This window comes from Curtobacterium flaccumfaciens, assembly GCF_018598405.1.
GTDB lineage: Bacteria > Actinomycetota > Actinomycetes > Actinomycetales > Microbacteriaceae > Curtobacterium > Curtobacterium aurantiacum.
Genome location: NZ_JAHEWS010000007.1, coordinates 111,696 through 130,504, shown reverse-complemented (window position 1 = coordinate 130,504; position 18,809 = coordinate 111,696). Strand labels below are relative to the sequence as shown.

Genomic DNA, 18,809 nt, shown 5'->3' with positions numbered 1-18,809 from the left:
AGAAAGCGACAGCGACGTCATGACCGACACCGCCACCCCCATCGGCAGCCCCGCGACCGACGCGGCGCCCGCCTCGATCCGCATCGGCACCGCCCCGGACTCGTGGGGCGTCTGGTTCCCGGACGACCCGAAGCAGGTGCCGTGGCAGCGCTTCCTCGACGAGGCATCCGCCGCCGGGTACGAGTGGATCGAGCTCGGGCCGTACGGGTACCTGCCGACCGACCCGTCGCAGCTGTCCGACGAGCTCGAGTCCCGCGGGCTCAAGCTGTCCGCGGGCACGGTCTTCACCGGGTTCCACAAGGGCGAGGACCAGTTCCAGCGTGCGTGGGACCAGGCCGTCGCGGTCGCGGGCCTGGCAGCGAAGCTCGGCGCCGAGCACCTGGTGACGATCCCCGACCTGTGGCGCTCCGACGCCACCGAAGAGGTGCTCGAGGCACGCACCCTCACCGACGAGCAGTGGGAGCGACTCGGCACGGGCCACGACCAGCTCGGCAAGGCCCTGCTCGAGGAGTTCGGCGTCCACCAGCAGTTCCACACCCACGCGGACAGCCACGTCGGCACCTACAAGGAGACCGTGCGGTTCCTCGAGGTCACGAACCCCGAGTACACGAACCTCTGCCTCGACACCGGTCACTTCGCCTACTACGGCGGCGACAACCTCAAGCTCATCGCCGCACACCCGGAGCGCATCGGCTACCTGCACCTCAAGCAGGTCGACACCGACCTGCTGTTCGACGTGCTCAAGAACGACGTGCCGTTCGCCACCGCTGTGTCGCAGGGCATCATGACCGAGCCGCCGCACGGCACCCCCGAACTCGCCCCGATCATCGAGGCCGTCGCCGCGATCAACCCGGACATCTTCGGCATCGTCGAGCAGGACATGTACGGCTGCTCCGTCGACGCCCCCGGCCCGATCGCCGAACGCACCTTCCAGCACATCTTCGGCTCCACGTCGGCCGCCCGAGCCTCCTGACGCGCCGTCCACGCAGCGTCAACAACCCCAGGAGAAGACCACCATGACCACCACGCAGAACCTCCGCGTCGCCGTCGTCGGCGCCGGCATGATGGGCGCCGACCACGTCCGCCGCATCACCGCCAAGATCTCGAACGCTGACGTCGTCGCCGTCGTCGAGCCCGACCAGGCCCGCGCCGACGCGGCAGCAGCCCTGGCACCCGGCGCGATCACCGCCGCGTCCTTCGACGAGGCGCTCGCGCAGACCGAGATCGACGGCGTCATCATCGCGACGCCCGGCTTCCTGCACGAGCCGATCCTCGTCACGGCCCTCGAACGCGGTCTGACCGTGCTGTGCGAGAAGCCGCTGACGACCAGCGCCGCGGACTCCCTGCGCATCGTCGAGCTCGAGCAGCAGCACGCAGCCCGACCGGTCATCCAGGTCGGCTTCATGCGCCGGTTCGACGCCGGGTACCAGGAGCTCAAGGCGCTGCGCGAGTCCGGGGCGAACGGTGCGCTGCTCGCCCTGCACCACGCGCACCGCAACCCGACGACGCCGCCGAACTTCAGCGAGTCGATGCTCATCCACGACTCGGTGATCCACGAGATCGACATCATCCCGTTCCTGACCGGTGAGGCGATCACGAGCGTCGAGGTGAAGAAGCCGCGCAAGAACTCCCTCGCGCCGGCCGACCTGCCCGAGCCGCAGTTCGTCCTGTTCACCACCGAGTCCGGCACCATGGCGATCGTCGAGATCAACGTGAACGCCCAGTTCGGCTACCAGGTCACCACCGACGCCGTGTTCGAGTCGGGCGTCGCCTACATCGGTCGCGACACCTCGCTCTCGCTCGCTGCAGCCGGGGCGACCTCGCAGGGCGTGACGCCGTCGTTCAAGGAGCGGTTCGCCGCCGCCTACGACGAAGAGGTGCAGCGCTGGGTCGATGCCGCCCGGACCGGCGGCATCGACGGGCCGAGTGCCTGGGACGGCTACACCGCGTCCGTCGTCGCCGAGGTCGCCGTCCGCGCCCAGCAGTCCGGCGCGCACGAGACCGTCGAGTACGCGGTCACGAAGCCGGCGTTCTACGACGAAACGAGCGACGCGACCGCCGCGCTCGCCGGGGCCTGATCGATGCCGAAGATCGCGCTCGACCCGACCCCGTTCCACCACGACCTGTCGCTGCTCGAGTTCCCGGCCAAGGTGGCGGAGCTCGGCTACGAGTACCTGCAGCTGACCCCGCACAAGGACTTCATCCCCTTCTACCGGCACCCCAAGGCCGACGACGACCTGGTCGACGCGTTCGCCGCGGCCTGTCGTGACGCCGGGGTCCAGGTGGCGAGCGTCCTGCCCGTCCTGCGCTGGTCGGGCCCGGACGAGGACGCCCGACAGGCTGCGGTGCGGAAGTGGAAGCGGGTCATCGAGATCACGAAGCGCCTCGGCGTGGACACCATCAACACGGAGTTCTCCGGCCGCCCCGAGCGTGCCGAGGAGTCCGAGGACCAGTTCTACCGGTCGATGGAGGAACTGCTGCCGATCATCGAGGACGCCGGCATCCGCGTGCTCATCGACCCGCACCCCGACGACTTCGTCGAGGACGGACTCGAGGCCCTCCGGGTGATCCGCGGCCTGAACTCGAAGCACGTCGGGTTCGTCTACGTCGCCTGCCACACGTTCCACTACGGCGGCAACATGGACGAGATCGTCGACGCCGCCGGTGACTCGCTGCAGCTGGTCCACGTCGCCGACGCGTACGACCACCGTCGCTCGCACGGCCTGCGCTACATCACGAACCCGCCCGGCAACCCGGTCCGGGTGCACCAGCACCTGCCGGTCGGTCAGGCGGACGTCGACTTCGACGCCTTCTGGGCGGCGCTCGACCGGGTCGGATTCTCGGCGCGCGAGGACACCGTCGCGGTGTCGAGCGTCTTCGCCGAGGACGAGAACGCCGATGCGGTGTCGCGGTTCCAACTCGACACGATCACGAAGGGACTCCACCGATGACCACCACCCTCGAGACCCAGGCATCCACCGACGCCGACTCCCGTCCCGTCACCCTGCAGGCCGCGGAGCAGACCCCGACCGCCCTGTGGAACGACTCCGCCGACCCGCGCGAGCTGTCGACCGCCATCCACGAGTACGGTGCCGTCGGTGCCACCTGCAACCCGGTGATCGCGTACACGTGCATCCAGCAGGACCCGGAGACCTGGGTTCCGCGCATCCGCGAGATCGCGGCCGAGCACCCGACGGCGGGGGAGTCCTGGATCGGCTGGAAGGCCGTCGAGGAGCTCTCGATCGCCGCCGCGGCGCAGCTGCTGCCCGCGTTCGAGGCGTCCGGCGGACGGAACGGTCGCCTGTCGATGCAGACCGACCCCCGGTTCCACCGCGATGCCGACGCGCTCGTCGAGCAGGCCGTCCGGTTCTCGCAGCTCGCGCCGAACATCATCGTGAAGATCCCCGCGACGAAGGTCGGCATCGCCGCGATCGAGGAAGCCGCCTACCGCGGCGTCTCGATCAACGCCACGGTGTCGTTCACGGTGCCGCAGGTCGTCGCCGTGGGCGAGGCCATCGAGCGGGCACTCGACCGCCGTGCTGCCGAGGGCCTGCCGGAGCAGGAGTTCGGCCACGTCGTCACCCTGATGGCCGGCCGCTTCGACGACTGGCTGAAGACCGTCGTGAAGCGTGACCACGTGATGGTGGACCCGGGGATCCTCGAGTGGGCCGGTGTCGCCGCGGTGAAGAACGCCTACCGCGTCTTCCAGGAGCGCGGGTTCCGCTCGCGGGTGCTCGTCGCCGCGTTCCGCAACGCACTGCAGTGGTCCGAGTTCCAGGGCGGGGACCTGGTCGTCTCGCCGCCGTTCCAGTGGACGAAGGACATCAACGACAACGCGTTCCCGTTCCGGCCGCACGCCATCGACGACGAGGTCCCCGTGCACGTCATCGAGGCGCTCCGGGCCGCGACGCCCGAGTTCGCCCGCGGCTACGACGTGGACGGGATGACGATCGACGAGTTCGACCGCTTCGGTGCGACCGTGACGACGCTCCGGCAGTTCCTGGACGCCGACGCGAAGCTCGACGCACTGGTCCGCGACATCATCGTCCCCGCGGTCTGAGACGCGATCTGATGCGCGGCGGGATCCGCGGTCGGAACCACGGGTCGCGCCCCGCGCGCTGACGCACCAGCCTGGAGGCCCGGTGCCGGTCCCCGAGACCGGTACCGGGCCTCCAGGCGGTTGCGTCATGTACTGACAAAGCGCAGCCGCATCGGCTACGCTCGTTGTCGCGCTCCAATGCGCGTCACCTGAACGAAGGAGTTCTCCATGGACAGCATCGGCGTCGGGCTGATCTCGGTCGGCTGGATGGGGCGGCTGCACTCCCGTGCCTACCGAGCGTTGCCGGACCACTTCCCGGAGCTCGGGGTCCAGCCGCGGCTCGTCGTCGCCGCCGACCCGATCGAGGCGGCGCGCGACCAGGCGGTGACACGGCTCGGGTACGACCGGGCCGTCGCCGACTACCACGAGGTCCTCGCCGACCCGGCGGTCGACGTCGTGTCGATCTGTTCGCCGAACTTCCTGCACCGCGAGATGGCCGTCGCCGCGGCCGAGGCGGGCAAACCGTTCTGGATCGAGAAGCCGATGGGGCGGTACGCCAGTGACTCCCGCGCCATCCACCAGGCGGTGCAGCGCGCCGGCGTCATCACGAGCGTCGGCTTCAACTACCGGCACGCCCCGGCGATCGAGCGGGCCCGCGAACTCGTCCGCAGTGGTCGGCTCGGGCGGATCACGAACGTGCGCGGGTCGTTGCTCGCCGACTACTCGTCCGACCCGGCGGCCCCGCTGACCTGGCGCTTCGAGCGTGAGCGCGCCGGATCCGGTGTGCTCGGCGACCTGCTGTCGCACGGACTCGACCTGGCGCAGTACGTGGTCGGGCGGATCGCCTCGGTCAGTGCGCTCGCCGAGACGTTCATCGAGTCGCGTCCCCGCCCGGGTGCCGGCATCGTCGACCGCAGTGCGGCGGCGACCGGCGAGCTGGGTGCCGTCGAGAACGAGGACTACGCCGCGCTGCTGTTCCGGTTCGAGGACGGTGCGGTCGGCACGATGGACTCGAGTCGGGTGATGCGCGGGCCGCACGCCGAGTACGCGCTCGAGATCTACGGCACCCGCGGTTCGGTCCGGTGGGACTTCCAACGGCTCAACGAGCTCGAGGTGTACCTGGACGGGCAAGAGGTCGACGGGTACGCGACGCACTACGTCGCCCCCGGCGACGGCGAGTTCGGACGGTTCCAGCCGGGTGCCGGCACCGCGATGGGCTACGACGACCTGAAGACGATCGAGGCGGCGCAGTTCATCGCGAGCGTGCAGCGCGGGGAGCAACTCGCACCCTCGGTCGCCGATGGGCTCGCCGCGGCGTCGATCGTCGAGGCAGCAGAGGCTTCGCTGATCGACGGCGCGTGGCACGACGTCGCCCTGGTCGACGGGCCGCTGACGTACGGGGCGCCGACGCCGAAGTTCTAGACACCCGGTGGTGCCTTCTTGTTAGTATGTAAGGACAAAGTCCGAGCAATCAGGAGGCACAATGCCGCTCGTCCGTATCGACCTCGCCACCGGCCGCACGCCGGAGGCCGTCCGTGGCATCGCCGACGCCATCCACCAGGCCATCGTCGACGTGTACGGGATCCCGGTGCGGGACCGGTTCCAGGTGATCACCGAGCACCCCGCGCAGCAGATCATCGCCGAGGACGCCGGCCTCGGGTTCGAGCGCAGCGAGGGTGTCGTCATGATCCAGGTGTTCACGCAGCGCGGGCGGACCGACGAGGCGAAGGCCGCGCTGTACCGGGCGATCCACGACGCCCTCGCCGCGATCGGTGTCGCGTCCGAGGACGTCTTCATCGGCTACGTGGAGAACGGCCCGCAGGACTGGTCGTTCGGCTTCGGGCGTGCCCAGTACGTCACCGGCGAGCTCGGGGTGCCCGCGCTCGGGTGAGGGGGTGCTGGTGCGGGTGCGGGTGCGGGGTGGTCACGACACCCCGCTCAGGTCCGCCGAGTGGTCACGGACTGTCGGTTGCCGGGCGTCCGGGCGACAGTTCGTGACCGCTCGGTGCACCACCGACAGCACGCCGTGACCAGTCGGCAGGCAGCCCCGGACGACAGAACCTGACCGAGCGGCCTACTTGTCGACGAGCGTGACCTCGAACGAGTACCGGTCGGGCCGGTAGCAGTGCACGCCGTACTCGACCGCACGGCCCGAGGCGTCGTACGCGGTGCGGCTCATCGTGAGCACCGGGTCGCCGTCCTCGATCTCGAGCAGGCTGGCCTCTTCGTCGGTGACCGCACGGGCACCGATCCGCTGCTTCGCCACCCGCATCGTGACGCCCCGGCCGCGGAGCAGCTGGTACAGCCCGTGCGCTTGCAGGTCCTCGTCGGTCAGGTCGAGGAACTCCGGCGGCAGGAAGTTCTCGAGGATCGCCATCGGCACGTCCTCAGCGAACCGCACGCGGCGGATGTGCGCGACGGTCGTGCCGGGCTCGAGGCTGAGCGCTGCGGCGACCTCGTCGGACGCCGGCACGTCGTTCCGCTGCAGGAGCTTCGTCGCCGGAGCCTGCGCACCCTGCGCCAGGTCGTCGTACAGGCTCGTCAACTCGACCTTGCGGGTCACCGGCCCGTGCACGACCTGGGTCCCGATGCCACGGCGGCGCACCAACAGGCCCTTGTCGACGAGGTCCTGGATCGCCCGGCGGATCGTCGGCCGCGACAGACCCAGTCGCTCGCCGAGGGCGATCTCGTTCTCGAGCCGGGCGCCTGGTGGCATCGCGCCGGAGCGGATCGACTCCTCGATGCGCGAGGCGACCTGGAAGTAGAGGGGCATGGGACCCGACCGGTCCAGGTCCATGAACAGGTCGGACGGCAGCTGGCCATCGTTGGTCATCGCGGTCCTTCACACGTGCGGTATGCCGGCGTCGGTGCCGACGGCATTGTCGTGACAATACCACCGGGGATGTGCCGCCCCGGCCGCGTGCCACGGGCGTTGCGTCAGTCGGCGAAGAGCATCAACCGGCGAAGAGCATCAACCGGCGAAGGCCCTCAGTCGGCGAAGACCATCGGCCGGTTCGACAGCCGCGGCTGGTTCGCGGCCTTCGGCTTCTCGGCACGAGCGTGCACCGGGGCGATCGTCACCCGGGTGACCGCGCCGAGCGCCTCGACGGTCTCGACGCCGTGGTGCCCGGCAGCGTGCACGACGATCGCGGCGCAGGCCTCGGCGTCGGCGGCGGCGTCGTGGTGCTGGAAGCCCTCGAACCCGGCGGCCATCGCGGCGACCGGCAGGCGGTACGAGTCGAGCGTGTAGGTCTTGCGGGCGACCGCCAGGGAGCACAGCGAGTGGTGCTCGGCCAGGTCGATCCCCGTCGCGGAGCAGCCACCGGCGATGACGCCCATGTCGAAGCGGGCGTTGTGCGCCACCAGCACGTCACCCTCGGCGAAGGCCACCAGGTCCGGGTACTGCTGCTCCCACGTCTTGGCGTGCATGACGTCCTCGGCGACGATGCCGTGGATGCGGGTGTTCCACTCCAGGAAGGTGTCGTGCCCGAGCGGCGGGCGGATGAACCACGACGCCCGATCAACGACCCGGCCGGCGCGGACCTTCACGAGCCCGACGGAGCAGGCGCTGGCGGGCGAGCTGTTGGCGGTCTCGAAGTCGATCGCGGTGAAGTTCAACGGCACGGTCCCGATCGTCGCACGGGGTTCCGACATCGCCCTCCGTTCCCGTCGGCGTTGCGTGTGGCTACCCTCAGCGCATGGGGAACGAGGCCGACCGACGTCCGCTCGTCCTGCTGCTCGCCGGGTCCGGCTACGGGCAGCAGGCGCCGCTGCTCTGGTGGGCACGTGAGATCGCCGTCGCGGCAGGGTGTGAGGTCGCCGCGCCTCGATGGCAGGTCGACGACGCTGCCAGCGCCGATCCGGTCGGGTTCGTCGAGACCGCTGTCGCCGGCGCACTCGGGGACCGGCTGCCCGACCTCGTCGTCGCGAAGTCGTTCGGCTGCTTCGCCCTGCCGTGGGCGATCCGCCACGCGGTGCCCGGCGTCTGGCTGACGCCGGTCCTCACCCACGACGACGTCGCGGCAGCGCTCGCCGCTGCCACCGACGCGCACGACGCGATCGGGGGTGGCGACGACACCATGTGGCGGCCCGAGCGGGTCTCGGGGACTGCTGCGCGCCTCCAGACCGTCGACCGTGCCGACCACTCGCTCCAGGTGCCGGTGGACTGGCGGCGATCGCAGCGGCTGCAGGCCGACGTCTTCGACGTCGTCGAGCGCCGCATCACGGCCCTGCGGCCCCCGATGGACGGGCCGCGTCCGCTGTACTGACGGACGGACTGGAGGCCCGAGTCGGCTCCGACAGGCCGCCGCCGGTAGGCTCTTCTTCCGTGGCTCTCACCATCGGAATCGTCGGACTCCCGAACGTCGGCAAGTCGACCCTGTTCAACGCCCTGACCAAGAACCAGGTCCTCGCCGCGAACTACCCGTTCGCGACGATCGAGCCGAACGTCGGGGTGGTGAACCTGCCCGACTCGCGGCTCGACCAGCTCGCCGAGCTCTTCCACTCGGAGAAGACCGTGCCGGCGCCGGTGTCGTTCGTCGACATCGCGGGCATCGTCAAGGGCGCGAGCGAAGGTGAAGGCCTGGGCAACAAGTTCCTCGCCAACATCCGCGAAGCCGACGCCATCGCGCAGGTCGTCCGCGGCTTCACCGACGACGACGTCGTGCACGTCGCGAACAAGGTCTCCCCGAAGGACGACCTCGAGGTCATCAACACCGAGCTGATCCTCGCCGACATGGAGACCATCGACAAGGCGCTCCCGCGGTACGAGAAGATGCTCAAGCTCAAGCAGGCCGAGCCGGTCGTGCTCGAGACCGCTCGCGAGGCCCGTGCCGCGCTCGAGCAGGGCACGCTGCTGTCCGCCACGAAGATCGACCTCTCGCCGATCGCCGAGCTCGGCCTGCTCAGCGCCAAGCCCTTCATCTTCGTGTTCAACGTCGACGAGGCGATCCTGACCGACGAGTCCCGCAAGGCCGAACTGGCTGCGCTCGTCGCACCCGCGCAGGCCGTGTTCCTCGACGCCCAGGTCGAGTCGGAGCTCATCGACCTCGACCCGGCCGACGCCGCCGAACTGCTCGAGTCGACCGGTCAGACCGAGTCGGGCCTCGACCAGCTCGCCCGCATCGGGTTCGACACCCTCGGGCTGCAGACCTACCTGACGGCCGGTCCGAAGGAAGCCCGTGCGTGGACGATCGGCAAGGGGTGGAAGGCTCCCCAGGCTGCCGGCGTCATCCACACCGACTTCGAGAAGGGCTTCATCAAGGCCGAGGTCATCTCGTTCGACGACCTGATGGAAGCCGGCTCGATCGCCGACGCCCGCGCTGCCGGCAAGGCCCGCATCGAGGGCAAGGATTACGTCATGCAGGACGGCGACGTGGTGGAGTTCCGCTTCAACAACTGATCTGCCGGCGTGGTTCGTCGTGCGCCAGGATGAGCGCATGACGAATGCACAGGCAGGGTGGTACGACGACGGCTCCGGCGCCATGCGGTGGTGGGACGGTTCCGTGTGGACGGAGCAGGTGCAGCAGCAGGCGCCCGCGGCGTCGGGTGTCGGTGGAGTGATCGGCCGGATCCAGGCGGAAGCCGCTTCGGGTGGTCAGCCGCGTCCGGCACAGAACGGCATGAGCTACGTCGTGCTGCAGGTGGTGCTCAAGGAGAAGTTCTTCGGGACGGGTTCGGGCAACCTCACCGAGCTCGAGAAGGCGATCAACGCGCAGGCTGCGCTCGGGTACCGGCTGCACACGATCACGACGGCTTCGGCCGGCAGCACTGGGTTCGGCGGCGGGGACCGGGTGCAGGCCACGATGGTCTTCGAGCGCCTGAACTGAGGCGATCGGCCCGAGTCGTCGGGTCGTCCGGTGACCTCAGTCGACGAGCGCCAGGATCACCGCGGGGATGCGGTGCTCGATCGCGTCCCAGACGATCTCCTTCCGCGCCTTCCGGTAGTCGTGGGACAGGATGTTGCGGGTCTTCCGGACCGCCGCGAGTGACAGGTCGGACGGCAGCCGTGCCTCCCTGTCCTGGGGGATGCGACCGAGCAGGTCGTCGAAGTGGATGATGACCGCTTCGGCTGCCCGGTAGGTGAGGCTGCGGGCCGCGTCGAACTCGCTCCGCCCGTGCTCGACGATCATGGAGCACTCGGCGAGCAAGTCGAGGAAGCTGGCCTGGAGCGACGGCCACCGCTCGTCGAGGGCAGCAGGATCACGGTCGTTGCGGGGCCGAGGCGTGAACCGGGGAGTCGGCGTCACAGGGGCACGGCCTCGTCGAGGACGTGGGCGAAGTGCTCGTCATTCTCGAGGTCATCGGTGAGGACGTCGACCTCGAAACCGGTGATGCGCTCGACCTCGTGCGCGAATCCACCGAGGTCGAACAGTGATGCCGCGGGGGTCAGGTGGACCAGCAGGTCGATGTCACTGTGTTCGGTGTCCTGCCCGCGCACCGCGGAGCCGAAGACGCGGACGTCGTCGAGGTGGAAGCGCTTCGCCTCGTCGAGGATCGCGTCGGCGTAGATGGCGAGCGGGATGCTCGGGCGGGTGTGGGCCGCTTCGAGGATCCGCCGGAGCGACTCCGGGCGCGGCCGCTTCCGCCCGCTCTCGTACGCCGAGATGGTGGGCTGCTGCATCCCGGCGGCGGCAGCGAGACCGGTCTGCGAGAGGCCGAGGTCTTCGCGGGCGGCGCGGATCAGCTCCGCAGCACGTTCGACCCGCATGGACACCTCCCCTATAGCTCTCGACTATAGACCGCCGCCGGGGAACGACGAAGCGCCGCCGAGCGAACTCGGCGGCGCTTCGTGGTGGTGCTGGTGGACCTAGGCCGCGAGGGCCATCTCGCCTGCCTGCACGGACTGTGCCTGCAGCAGGGTGCGGCTGGCCTCGCCCGCCCAGGAGCGGCCCGGGACGGTCCAGCCGGCCTCGCCGACGGCGTCGAGCCGGGTGCCCCGGGTGACGAAGGTCCCCAGGTCGTCGGCCGCGATGCGGACGAGGTACTCGCGCTGCGAGCGGTCGTCGCGCACCGGGAACTCGGCGATGCGGTCGGGGGTGATCGTCGGGGCCGCGAGTGCGGTCCCGAACACGGTGATTCGTTCGTTGCTGGTCATGGTGCTGTACTTCCTGGTCATTCGGCGCCAGGGCGACTCGGTGTCGGCGGACGTCTCAGTCCAGCGCGACGCATCGAGTGCGGGGCGCGCACGTCGAGTTTCAACGTGCAGCTCGTCCGTTCGGATCGAGCGGTGTCTCGAGTGGAATGCGACTCGGGTGAGTCGGTGTCGAGAGGTTGGTGTGCGCGAGTCAGATGGGTTCGCTGCAGTGCACCAACAAGAGACTGTACGCCCACCCCGCCGAGAAGTCCAGCGAGCGACCGGACCGAGCGTCAGGACGCCAGGAAGGCCGCCCAGCGGTCTCCGCCTGCGGCGACGTTGCCCGAGCCGTCCAGACGAGCGGCCGCGGATGACGGCTTGCGCGCAGCCTGCTCGTGGATCAGCCCGTCGAACGTCGCCGAGAAGTCCAGGCGGGGCAGCGCGGCCGTGACGTCCCGCAGGTCGTCCGACGACCACTTGTCGAAGCCCGCACCGGAGACGTCGAGCGAGGTCGCGACCTCGAGCAGGTGCCCCTCGGCATCGAGCTCCGGGTCGACGGTGGTCCACATGTGCCGCTCGATGATCTCGCCGACCCGACGCGCACGTGCGGCATCCCAACCGGCACCGAGCGCGAAGACCGAGCCCACGGCGCCGCCGGCGTCCTCGAAGGGCACCCGGTGGGCGTCGAACGACGGGGTCACGCCGAGGTCGTGGAGCATCGTCGCGACGAAGAGCAGCTCGGGGTCCGGTTCGAGGTCGACCGTCGGGGCGAGCAGGACGGCCCAGGCCCACGACCGCAGGCAGTGGTTGACGAGGGCCGGGGATGACCGTGCCCGCACGACGTCCAGCGCGCGCGCAGCGACGGGGGAGGGCGGGGTGAGCAGGGCTTCGACGTCGACCGACATGGCACGACAGTAGCGGCAGAAGCGAGCCGTAACGGGGCGGAAACGTGCCGGGCCAGAACCGGAAACAGCGCCCCGTTAGCTTTCGGTTCACTGAGTACCCGCTCAGCACCCCTCCACCCCACCCGAAGGAACTGCGCCCATGCAGCACCGACCACGGCTGCGCCCCCGCGCGACGATCGTCTCCTCGACGCTCGTCGCCGCCGGGGCGTTCGGCCTCGCCGTCCTGACGGCCGCTCCGGCCCAGGCAGCGCCCACCGCCACCACCGCAACCATCGACGCCCCGGCCACCGCGACCGTCGGCACGGCGTTCGACGTCGACCTGACGATCCCGCACACCGCCGACGTCTACGCGTACGAGATCACGCTCGAGGCCGACTCCGTGCAGTACCGGGACGACAGCGTCACCGGCCCGGACGGTGGCTTCGACAGCGTCGAGCAGGACGGCGACACCCTGACGATCGTGCACACCCGCCTCGGCACCTCACCGGCACTCGACGGCGACCTGGCCACCTCGATCTCGCTGACCCCGACGGCGGTCGGCAGCGTCGACCTCGACGTCACGAGCATCGCCCTCGTCGGCTCCGACGGCACGTCGACGACCCTCGACGACCCGGCGAGCACCACCGTCGTGGTCGCCGCGGCCGCGACCACCGCCCCGACGGCCACACCCACCCCCGGTGCGACCACGCCGCCCGGAGGCGGTGGCGGTGGCGGCGCCACCGGCGACCCCGCGGCCCCCACCACGCCCGGCGCCGACCCGACCAGCGGCGCCACCGCCGTGGCCGCTGCCGGTGGGGACGACCGTCCGATCGGAGGCGACCTCGCCTGGACCGGCGCCGACGTCGCGCCGTGGATCGCCGCGTCCATCGCCCTGCTCGCAGCCGGCGGCACCCTGATCACCCTGCGGGCACGTCGTGCCCGCCGCGACCGCACCGGAGCCTCCGCATGACCGCCACGAAGCAGGCCGCCACGAAGCAGACCTCCGGCAAGCAGGCCACCACGAAGCGGGCCTCCAGCAAGAAGCGCACCACCGTCGCCGGCGCATCGCTCATCGCCCTCGTCAGCACCGTCCTCGCCGCGACCCCCGCGATCACGGCCACCGCAGCACCCGCGGCCGTCGATGCCAGCCCCGCCGCCATGCTCGCGCCGTACTACACGGACCTCGACCTGACCGGCGACGACCAGGTGACGAAGGTCGACCTGACCGTCCTCACCGACCACCTCGGTGCGACGACCACGAGCACCGACTGGGCGACGGTCAGCGCCGCGGACACCGACGCCGACGGCACCATCACCGTCGCCGACCTGGCCGGCCTCTCCCAGCGGATGATCTACGACGACGGCCCGTTCCAGCTCGTCGAGGCGTCGACCATCGACATGCAGGCCGCGATGAACGCCGGGGTCACCACGTCGGTCGCGATCACGCAGGACTACCTCGACCGCATCGCCGCCTACGACCGCGCGAAGGTCGACACCGCGTCGACTGGGCGCCCGCTCAACTCGATCGTCACCACCAACGCCGACGCCCTGGCCGCCGCGAAGACCGCGGACGCCGAGCGCGCCGAGCACGGGATGACGAGCATGCTGCTCGGCGTGCCGATCGCGGTGAAGGACAACTACGACACGAAGGACATGCCGACCACCGGTGGCTGCGGCTGCTGGGACGACAACCAGACCGACACCGACGCCGCCATGGTCACCGGCCTGCGCGACGCCGGCGCCGTGATCCTGGCGAAGGCCAGCCTCGACGAGTTCGCCTTCGGCTTCGTCTCCGAGTTCTCGTCGAACCAGCCCGCGGGCTCGTCGCTCCTGGTCGCCAGCCCGTACAACACGGCGCAGACCGCCGGCGGCTCGAGCGGCGGCACCGGTGCGGCGATCTCTGCGAACCTCGCTGGGATCGGTTTCGGCACCGACACCGGCGGCTCGATCCGCGTGCCGTCGACCTACAACCAGCTCGTCGGCATCCGGCCCACGGTCGGGCTGACCAGCCGTGACGGGATCATCCCGCTCGCGCTGTCGCAGGACACGGGCGGCCCGATCACGCGCTCGGTGACCGACGCAGCGGTCGCGCTCGACGCGGTCACGGGCGTGGACGCGGCGGACCCGGCGACGAGTGCGCAGGCCGGCAAGGTGCCGACGTCGTACACGTCGTCGCTCGACGCCGACTCCCTGCGGGGCGCCCGCATCGGCTACGTGACGAGCATGGTCGGCACGAACGCCACGACGAAGCGCCTGTTCGACGCCTCCGTCGCGAAGCTCGAGGCCGCCGGTGCCACCGTCGTCCCGATCACCGCGACGACGGCCTTCAACCGGGTCCTGTCCGAGGGCAGCGGCAGCACGAACGAGTTCAAGCACGACCTGGACGAGTACGTCGCGAAGCACCTCGACCCGGACGTCACCGCGCGTTCGCTGCAGGGCATCCTGGCCTCGGGCGAGTACGTGCCGAGCCGCAAGAGCACCTACCAGTCGCGCGACCTGATCACCGACGCGCAGTACCAGGCGTGGGCCGGGCCGTCGGGGTCGCACACGACGCAGCTCGCCACCGGCAAGCAGCTCGTGACGCAGATGCTCGACGACCAGGACCTCGACGCGCTCGTCTACCCGTCGGGCACGCCGTACGGCACGCAGTCGACGAACATGCGCCTCAGCCCGAACACCGGCATGCCGGCGGTCACCGTCCCGATGGGCCAGGCGATCGCCGCCGACAACACGATCACCGGTGCCGGCGTGAACCTGGAGTTCCTCGGCCGCTCGTTCGACGAGAGCACGGTCATCGGCCTCGGCTACGCCTTCGAGCAGGAGACGCACGCGCGCACCGCTCCCGCGCTGTACCCGGCGCTCGGCTGAGCTGAGCGGGTCGCGATCGCGACCACAGGACGGACGGGAGGCCCGGTGCCAGCTGGCACTGGGCCTCCCGTCCGTCCGCTCCGTCAGTTCAGGACCGGGGTGTCCTCCGGTACGACGCCGTCGGCGTACAGATCGGTCGCCAGGTCGCGGAGCGCGCGCAGCGCGACCCGCTGCGTGAGGGGGCCGTACGAGATGCGGGCGACGCCGAGCGCCTCGTACTCGGCGGCGGGCAGGGCGCCGGGCAGGCCGATGACCGACAGCTTGCCGCGGCCGAGACCGGCGACGAGCCGCTCGACCACGGAACGCTCGATCGCGCCGGGCACGAAGACCAGCGCGGCACCGTTGTCCAGGAACGCCGTGCCGCGAGCGATCGCGTCCTCGATGCTCTCGTCGATCGGGCGCTCGCCGCCGCGCACGATCGCGTCGGTGCGGGCGTTCAGCTGGAAGTCGACGCCCTCGGCCTGTGCCGCAGCGGTGATCGCGGCGACGCGGGCGACCGCCTCGTCGAAGGGACGCAGTCGGTCCTCGACGTTGGCGCCCACGATGCCCGAGCCGATGGCGCGGCGGATCGTCTCGGCGGGGTCCTCGTAGCCGTCGTCCAGGTCAGCGGTGACCGGCAGGTCCGTGGCGGCGGCGACGACCGCTGCCCCGGACAGGGCGAGGTCGAGGGGCATGCCGCCGTCCTCGTACCCGTACGACGCAGCGATCGAGTGCCCGGCGGTGGCGATCGCCTTCGTGCCGGGCAGGTCGCTGACGACCTTGGCGGTGATCGCGTCCCACACGTTCACGACCCGCAGGATCTCGGGGGCTTCGTGCAGCTGCTTGAGGGTGACGGCCTTGTCGGCGGTGCTCGTGCTCATGCGGCCGAGCGTAGGCCGACGGGGCGGCCCCCGGCCGCGAGCCCAGCCAAAGACGACGTGGGATGACGTCGGGAGTCGCGCCGGGCCTCCGGGCAGGGGCATGCTGGGACGCATGGCGAGCGACGAGCAGGACCCGGTCGGCACGCTCCGCGGGGTCCGGACGAGCATCAAGTGGACGCGGTACGCGCCCGACGTGCTGCCCCTGTTCGTCGCCGAGATGGACCACGACGTCGCGCCGGCGATCCGGCAGGCCCTGATCGAACGGGTCTCGCAGTCCGACCTCGGGTACCTCGACGGCCCCGGTCCGCTCGCTCCCGCCTTCGCGCAGTTCGCGCTGGACCGCTGGGGCTGGGAGATCGACCCGTCGCGGATCCACCTGGCCACCGACGTCAGCGTCGGGATCGTCGAGTCGCTGCGGCTCGCCCTGCCCGACGGCGGCCGCGTCGCGATCACGCCGCCGGTGTACCCGCCGTTCTTCGAGCTCGTCGAAGAGGCTCGATGTCAGGTCGAGGAGGTCCCGCTGCTCGAGCAGTGGGGGCAGTACCGGCTCGACCTCGAGGGCCTCGAGCGGGCATTCGCCGACGGGGTCGGCGTCTTCCTGCTCTGCAATCCGCACAACCCCGTCGGACTCGTGCACGACCGGGCCGACCTCGTCGCGATCGCCGAACTGGCCGCGAAGTACGACGTCCTCGTCATCAGCGACGAGATCCACGCCCCCCTGACCCACCCGGGCGTGCAGTTCACCCCGTTCGCCGCCGTCGCCGAACCGCTCGGTGCCCGGAGCGTGTGCGTGACCTCGGCGAGCAAGGGGTGGAACCTCGCCGGCGTCAAGTGCTCGGTCATCGTCGCCGGGGATCCCCGGACCGCCGCGCTGCTCGACACCCTGTGGGAAGAGGTCGCCTGCCGCACGAGCATCCTCGGGCTGCACGCGAACCTGGCGGCGTTCACCCTCGCGACCGACTGGCTCGACGACGTCGTGGCACGCATCGTGGCGAACGACCGACTGCTCGCCAAGTTGCTGGCCGAGCACCTGCCCGGAGTCGTCTACACCCGGCCGCGCGCCGGGTACCTGGCATGGCTCGACTTCCGCGGGATCGGCCTCGGGGACGACCCGGCGGTGCCGCTGCGCGAGAACGCCTACGTCGCACTGAACTCCGGTCTGGGGTTCGGGTCCGAGGGGCGCGGGTTCGTCCGGCTCAACCTGGCGTGCTCACCGGAGACTCTGCGCGAAGCCGTGTTCCGGATCGCCTCGGCGTACCCGTCGAGCGCGCAGGAGGGGCTGGTCTGGCACGTCGCGTGACCTGCGGAGCGGCGTCGTTTGCCGGCTACGCGGCACCGAGTGAGTACAAGACGTCGGGTCGGCGGCACGCACTCGATGTCTTCTGCTCACTCGAGCCCGCCGGGGTCAGGCCACGTACTGGTTGCGGCCGACGACGCGGATGCGCAGGTCGTCGTCGCGGTCCATCGCGAGGAGTTCGCGGGCCACGAACCCGACGGACGGCCACCGGGACACCTCGGTCACCATGAAGCCGTCGATGAAGACCTGCCACGCGCCGGCCTCGCGGACCGCCTGCACCTCGTACGTCGCCATGCCGCGAGCGTACCGGGACCGGGCCGCCGTCAGTGCAGGTCGAGCATCAGTGCAGGTCGAGCGTCATGTGCACGTCGGCCCGCACGTACGGGCTCGGGGCAATCTCGTCCTCGCGCAGGTGCCGGAAGCCGAACGCCTCGTACAGGTGCACGGCGCTGGTGAGCTGCGCGTTGCTCTCCAGGTCGACCCGGTGGGCGCCGAGTTCGCGCGCCCGGTCGAGCGCCGCGGCGATGAGCTTCCGTCCGGTGCCGTGCCCCTGGTGGTCGGGGGAGACGGCCATCTTCACGAGCTCGAACACGCCCGGGGTGGTGGGCACGACCCCGATGCACCCGATGACCCGGCCGTCGAGCCGGGCCACCAGGACGGCGCCACCCCGCTCCACCACGCGGCCGACGGGGTCGCCGAGGAACACGCGGTCCTCGTCCTCCAGGGTGAAGTACCGGGTGATCCAGGCTTCGTTGAGCGTGCGGAACGCCTCGGCGTCCGCGGGGGTGGCGAGGTCGGTGATGGTGACGGTGGAGGTCGCTTCGGGCATGCATCCATCGTCGGCTGCCGATGCAGTCACGTCCAATACTCGTTCGCGCTGATTGATACGCTGTGTGCATGGATCGAGAATCCGACGTCGACCTCCGGCAGCTGCGGGCGTTCCTGGCCGTCGCCGACGAGCTGCACTTCGGGCGAGCGGCCGAACAGCTGCGGATCGCCCAGCCCGCACTGTCCCAGCAGATCCGCCGTACGGAGCGCTCGCTCGGTGTCGACCTGTTCGTCCGGACGAGCCGGAGCGTCGCGCTGACCCCCGCCGGCCGGGTGCTGCAGGGTCGTGCTCGCTCGCTGCTCGGCCAGGTGCGGAGAGACCTCGACGAGACGGTGCGGGTCGGTCGCGGCGAGGTCGGTCGGCTCGACGTCGGGTTCGTCGTCTCCGCGCTGCCCCTCGGTCCGATCGAACGCGTGCAGGCGTTCCGGGAGCGCTACCCCCTGGTCCGGGTGGAACTGACCGAGGGGTACTCGTCGACGCTGCTCGCCCGGATCGTCCGCGGTGAACTCGACCTGGCGGTGGTGCGCGACGCCGACCCGGACCCCGCCGTGCGCCTGCTGCCGTTCCGCTCCGAGGCCTTCGTCGCCGCCGTCCCGCGCGGGCACCGTCTGGCCGACCGCGAGCACATCCGGGGGACCGAGCTGGTCGACGAGCCGTTCGTGTTCTTCCCGTCGGTCGCGGGGGCACTGGCGACCGAGCGCAACCTCGCACCGGTCACCGCCGGTGGGCGCCGACCCGTCATCGTGCAGGAGGCCACGACCTGGGCGACCGTGCTGCACCTGGTCGGGGTGGGCCTCGGTGTCACGGTGGTGCCGGAGAGCGCCGCGCGCGCCGCACCCGACACGGTGGCGCTCCTGCCGCTCGAGGGCAGCGACCACCGCAGCGAGCTCGCCTGGGCGATGCGCGCCGATGACGACCGTGAGATCCTGCGGAACTTCGTCACCGCGGACTGACCGA

At 70.7% G+C, this 18,809-nt stretch carries 22 protein-coding genes; 13 read left to right on the top strand and 9 right to left on the bottom strand.

Annotation, left to right across the window (positions count from 1 at the left end; genetic code table 11):
- Positions 1-19 precede the first annotated feature (19 nt).
- From KK097_RS06455 to KK097_RS06430, 6 genes are all read left to right on the top strand, one after another.
- Complete coding sequence (locus KK097_RS06455; protein WP_214528983.1) at positions 20-973, top strand: sugar phosphate isomerase/epimerase family protein; 954 nt, start codon at positions 20-22, stop codon at positions 971-973.
- Between the two features lie 43 nt (positions 974-1,016).
- Positions 1,017-2,078 carry a Gfo/Idh/MocA family protein gene (locus KK097_RS06450; protein WP_214528984.1) on the top strand — a complete coding sequence of 354 codons (1,062 nt, stop codon included), beginning with the start codon at positions 1,017-1,019 and terminating at the stop codon, positions 2,076-2,078.
- Positions 2,079-2,081: 3 nt separating this feature from the next.
- Positions 2,082-2,951: a sugar phosphate isomerase/epimerase family protein gene (locus KK097_RS06445; protein WP_214544092.1), complete on the top strand. Its 870-nt coding sequence runs from the start codon at positions 2,082-2,084 to the stop codon at positions 2,949-2,951.
- A complete protein-coding gene (locus tag KK097_RS06440) occupies positions 2,948-4,060 on the top strand; it encodes a transaldolase family protein (protein ID WP_214528986.1) in 1,113 nt (370 codons plus the stop codon). Before KK097_RS06445 ends, KK097_RS06440 begins: the two co-directional genes overlap by 4 nt.
- 207 nt (positions 4,061-4,267) lie before the next feature.
- Complete coding sequence (locus KK097_RS06435; RefSeq protein ID WP_214544091.1) at positions 4,268-5,461, top strand: Gfo/Idh/MocA family protein; 1,194 nt, start codon at positions 4,268-4,270, stop codon at positions 5,459-5,461.
- 61 nt (positions 5,462-5,522) lie between these two features.
- A complete protein-coding gene (locus KK097_RS06430) occupies positions 5,523-5,930 on the top strand; it encodes a tautomerase family protein (protein ID WP_214544090.1) in 408 nt (135 codons plus the stop codon).
- 183 nt (positions 5,931-6,113) lie between these two features.
- Here the strand turns inward: KK097_RS06430 and KK097_RS06425 are convergent, their stop codons facing one another.
- Together KK097_RS06425 and KK097_RS06420 are read right to left on the bottom strand one after the other, a co-directional pair.
- A complete protein-coding gene (locus tag KK097_RS06425; protein ID WP_214528989.1) occupies positions 6,114-6,872 on the bottom strand; it encodes a GntR family transcriptional regulator in 759 nt (252 codons plus the stop codon).
- A 155-nt stretch (positions 6,873-7,027) separates the two neighbouring features.
- The gene (locus tag KK097_RS06420) at positions 7,028-7,693 is read right to left on the bottom strand and encodes an exonuclease domain-containing protein (protein WP_214528990.1); all 666 of its coding nucleotides are present in this window, start codon (positions 7,691-7,693) and stop codon (positions 7,028-7,030) included.
- Positions 7,694-7,737: 44 nt separating this feature from the next.
- On the opposite strand from KK097_RS06420, the gene KK097_RS06415 reads away from it, so the two are divergent.
- The 3 genes from KK097_RS06415 to KK097_RS06405 are packed head-to-tail and all read left to right on the top strand — an operon-like array spanning position 7,738 to position 9,867.
- Positions 7,738-8,307 (top strand): hypothetical protein, encoded by a 570-nt coding sequence (locus KK097_RS06415; RefSeq protein WP_214544089.1) that lies wholly within the window; start codon positions 7,738-7,740, stop codon positions 8,305-8,307.
- A gap of 59 nt (positions 8,308-8,366) precedes the next feature.
- Entirely contained in the window at positions 8,367-9,440 is a 1,074-nt protein-coding gene (gene ychF / locus KK097_RS06410; protein ID WP_214544088.1) for a redox-regulated ATPase YchF, read from the top strand.
- A gap of 37 nt (positions 9,441-9,477) precedes the next feature.
- Complete coding sequence (locus tag KK097_RS06405) at positions 9,478-9,867, top strand: DUF2510 domain-containing protein (protein WP_214544087.1); 390 nt, start codon at positions 9,478-9,480, stop codon at positions 9,865-9,867.
- A gap of 36 nt (positions 9,868-9,903) precedes the next feature.
- Here KK097_RS06405 and KK097_RS06400 read toward each other — a convergent pair whose 3' ends face one another.
- From KK097_RS06400 to KK097_RS06385, 4 genes are all read right to left on the bottom strand, one after another.
- Positions 9,904-10,287, bottom strand: coding sequence for a HepT-like ribonuclease domain-containing protein (locus KK097_RS06400; RefSeq protein ID WP_214544086.1), 384 nt, complete (start codon positions 10,285-10,287; stop codon positions 9,904-9,906).
- Positions 10,284-10,748 (bottom strand): type II toxin-antitoxin system RelB family anti-toxin, encoded by a 465-nt coding sequence (locus KK097_RS06395; protein WP_214544085.1) that lies wholly within the window; start codon positions 10,746-10,748, stop codon positions 10,284-10,286. Before KK097_RS06395 ends, KK097_RS06400 begins: the two co-directional genes overlap by 4 nt.
- A gap of 99 nt (positions 10,749-10,847) precedes the next feature.
- Positions 10,848-11,135, bottom strand: coding sequence for a hypothetical protein (locus KK097_RS06390; protein ID WP_017887091.1), 288 nt, complete (start codon positions 11,133-11,135; stop codon positions 10,848-10,850).
- A gap of 272 nt (positions 11,136-11,407) precedes the next feature.
- Positions 11,408-12,019 carry an HD domain-containing protein gene (locus KK097_RS06385; protein WP_214544084.1) on the bottom strand — a complete coding sequence of 204 codons (612 nt, stop codon included), beginning with the start codon at positions 12,017-12,019 and terminating at the stop codon, positions 11,408-11,410.
- Positions 12,020-12,158: 139 nt separating this feature from the next.
- On the opposite strand from KK097_RS06385, the gene KK097_RS06380 reads away from it, so the two are divergent.
- Positions 12,159-12,968 carry a hypothetical protein gene (locus KK097_RS06380; RefSeq protein ID WP_214544083.1) on the top strand — a complete coding sequence of 270 codons (810 nt, stop codon included), beginning with the start codon at positions 12,159-12,161 and terminating at the stop codon, positions 12,966-12,968.
- The gene (locus tag KK097_RS06375; RefSeq protein ID WP_214544082.1) at positions 12,965-14,866 is read left to right on the top strand and encodes an amidase family protein; all 1,902 of its coding nucleotides are present in this window, start codon (positions 12,965-12,967) and stop codon (positions 14,864-14,866) included. The genes KK097_RS06380 and KK097_RS06375 overlap by 4 nt, the downstream gene beginning before the upstream one ends.
- An 83-nt stretch (positions 14,867-14,949) precedes the next feature.
- On the opposite strand, the gene KK097_RS06370 is transcribed toward KK097_RS06375, so the two are convergent.
- A complete protein-coding gene (locus tag KK097_RS06370) occupies positions 14,950-15,726 on the bottom strand; it encodes an isocitrate lyase/PEP mutase family protein (RefSeq protein ID WP_214544081.1) in 777 nt (258 codons plus the stop codon).
- A gap of 112 nt (positions 15,727-15,838) precedes the next feature.
- Between KK097_RS06370 and KK097_RS06365 the strand changes: the two genes are divergently transcribed.
- A complete protein-coding gene (locus KK097_RS06365) occupies positions 15,839-17,026 on the top strand; it encodes a MalY/PatB family protein (protein ID WP_250896501.1) in 1,188 nt (395 codons plus the stop codon).
- Positions 17,027-17,131: 105 nt separating this feature from the next.
- Here the strand turns inward: KK097_RS06365 and KK097_RS06360 are convergent, their stop codons facing one another.
- Both KK097_RS06360 and KK097_RS06355 read right to left on the bottom strand, forming a co-directional pair.
- The gene (locus KK097_RS06360) at positions 17,132-17,317 is read right to left on the bottom strand and encodes a hypothetical protein (RefSeq protein ID WP_017887087.1); all 186 of its coding nucleotides are present in this window, start codon (positions 17,315-17,317) and stop codon (positions 17,132-17,134) included.
- Positions 17,318-17,363: 46 nt separating this feature from the next.
- Positions 17,364-17,852 carry a GNAT family N-acetyltransferase gene (locus tag KK097_RS06355; RefSeq protein WP_214529002.1) on the bottom strand — a complete coding sequence of 163 codons (489 nt, stop codon included), beginning with the start codon at positions 17,850-17,852 and terminating at the stop codon, positions 17,364-17,366.
- Positions 17,853-17,920: 68 nt separating this feature from the next.
- Here KK097_RS06355 and KK097_RS06350 point away from each other — a divergent pair, with 68 nt between their 5' ends.
- A complete protein-coding gene (locus tag KK097_RS06350; RefSeq protein ID WP_214544079.1) occupies positions 17,921-18,805 on the top strand; it encodes a LysR substrate-binding domain-containing protein in 885 nt (294 codons plus the stop codon).
- Positions 18,806-18,809 lie beyond the last annotated feature (4 nt).

What these genes read in the sequence shown, in the direction of transcription:
- KK097_RS06455 (WP_214528983.1), top strand. Translation starts at nt 20, where the DNA reads ATGACCGACACCGCCACCCCCATCGGCAGCCCCGCGACCGACGCGGCG.
- KK097_RS06450 (WP_214528984.1), top strand. Translation starts at nt 1,017, where the DNA reads ATGACCACCACGCAGAACCTCCGCGTCGCCGTCGTCGGCGCCGGCATG.
- KK097_RS06445 (WP_214544092.1), top strand. Translation starts at nt 2,082, where the DNA reads ATGCCGAAGATCGCGCTCGACCCGACCCCGTTCCACCACGACCTGTCG.
- KK097_RS06440 (WP_214528986.1), top strand. Translation starts at nt 2,948, where the DNA reads ATGACCACCACCCTCGAGACCCAGGCATCCACCGACGCCGACTCCCGT.
- KK097_RS06435 (WP_214544091.1), top strand. Translation starts at nt 4,268, where the DNA reads ATGGACAGCATCGGCGTCGGGCTGATCTCGGTCGGCTGGATGGGGCGG.
- KK097_RS06430 (WP_214544090.1), top strand. Translation starts at nt 5,523, where the DNA reads ATGCCGCTCGTCCGTATCGACCTCGCCACCGGCCGCACGCCGGAGGCC.
- KK097_RS06425 (WP_214528989.1), bottom strand. Translation starts at nt 6,872, where the DNA reads ATGACCAACGATGGCCAGCTGCCGTCCGACCTGTTCATGGACCTGGAC.
- KK097_RS06420 (WP_214528990.1), bottom strand. Translation starts at nt 7,693, where the DNA reads ATGTCGGAACCCCGTGCGACGATCGGGACCGTGCCGTTGAACTTCACC.
- KK097_RS06415 (WP_214544089.1), top strand. Translation starts at nt 7,738, where the DNA reads ATGGGGAACGAGGCCGACCGACGTCCGCTCGTCCTGCTGCTCGCCGGG.
- KK097_RS06405 (WP_214544087.1), top strand. Translation starts at nt 9,478, where the DNA reads ATGACGAATGCACAGGCAGGGTGGTACGACGACGGCTCCGGCGCCATG.
- KK097_RS06395 (WP_214544085.1), bottom strand. Translation starts at nt 10,748, where the DNA reads ATGCGGGTCGAACGTGCTGCGGAGCTGATCCGCGCCGCCCGCGAAGAC.
- KK097_RS06390 (WP_017887091.1), bottom strand. Translation starts at nt 11,135, where the DNA reads ATGACCAGCAACGAACGAATCACCGTGTTCGGGACCGCACTCGCGGCC.
- KK097_RS06385 (WP_214544084.1), bottom strand. Translation starts at nt 12,019, where the DNA reads ATGTCGGTCGACGTCGAAGCCCTGCTCACCCCGCCCTCCCCCGTCGCT.
- KK097_RS06380 (WP_214544083.1), top strand. Translation starts at nt 12,159, where the DNA reads ATGCAGCACCGACCACGGCTGCGCCCCCGCGCGACGATCGTCTCCTCG.
- KK097_RS06375 (WP_214544082.1), top strand. Translation starts at nt 12,965, where the DNA reads ATGACCGCCACGAAGCAGGCCGCCACGAAGCAGACCTCCGGCAAGCAG.
- KK097_RS06370 (WP_214544081.1), bottom strand. Translation starts at nt 15,726, where the DNA reads ATGAGCACGAGCACCGCCGACAAGGCCGTCACCCTCAAGCAGCTGCAC.
- KK097_RS06365 (WP_250896501.1), top strand. Translation starts at nt 15,839, where the DNA reads ATGGCGAGCGACGAGCAGGACCCGGTCGGCACGCTCCGCGGGGTCCGG.
- KK097_RS06360 (WP_017887087.1), bottom strand. Translation starts at nt 17,317, where the DNA reads ATGGCGACGTACGAGGTGCAGGCGGTCCGCGAGGCCGGCGCGTGGCAG.
- KK097_RS06355 (WP_214529002.1), bottom strand. Translation starts at nt 17,852, where the DNA reads ATGCCCGAAGCGACCTCCACCGTCACCATCACCGACCTCGCCACCCCC.
- KK097_RS06350 (WP_214544079.1), top strand. Translation starts at nt 17,921, where the DNA reads ATGGATCGAGAATCCGACGTCGACCTCCGGCAGCTGCGGGCGTTCCTG.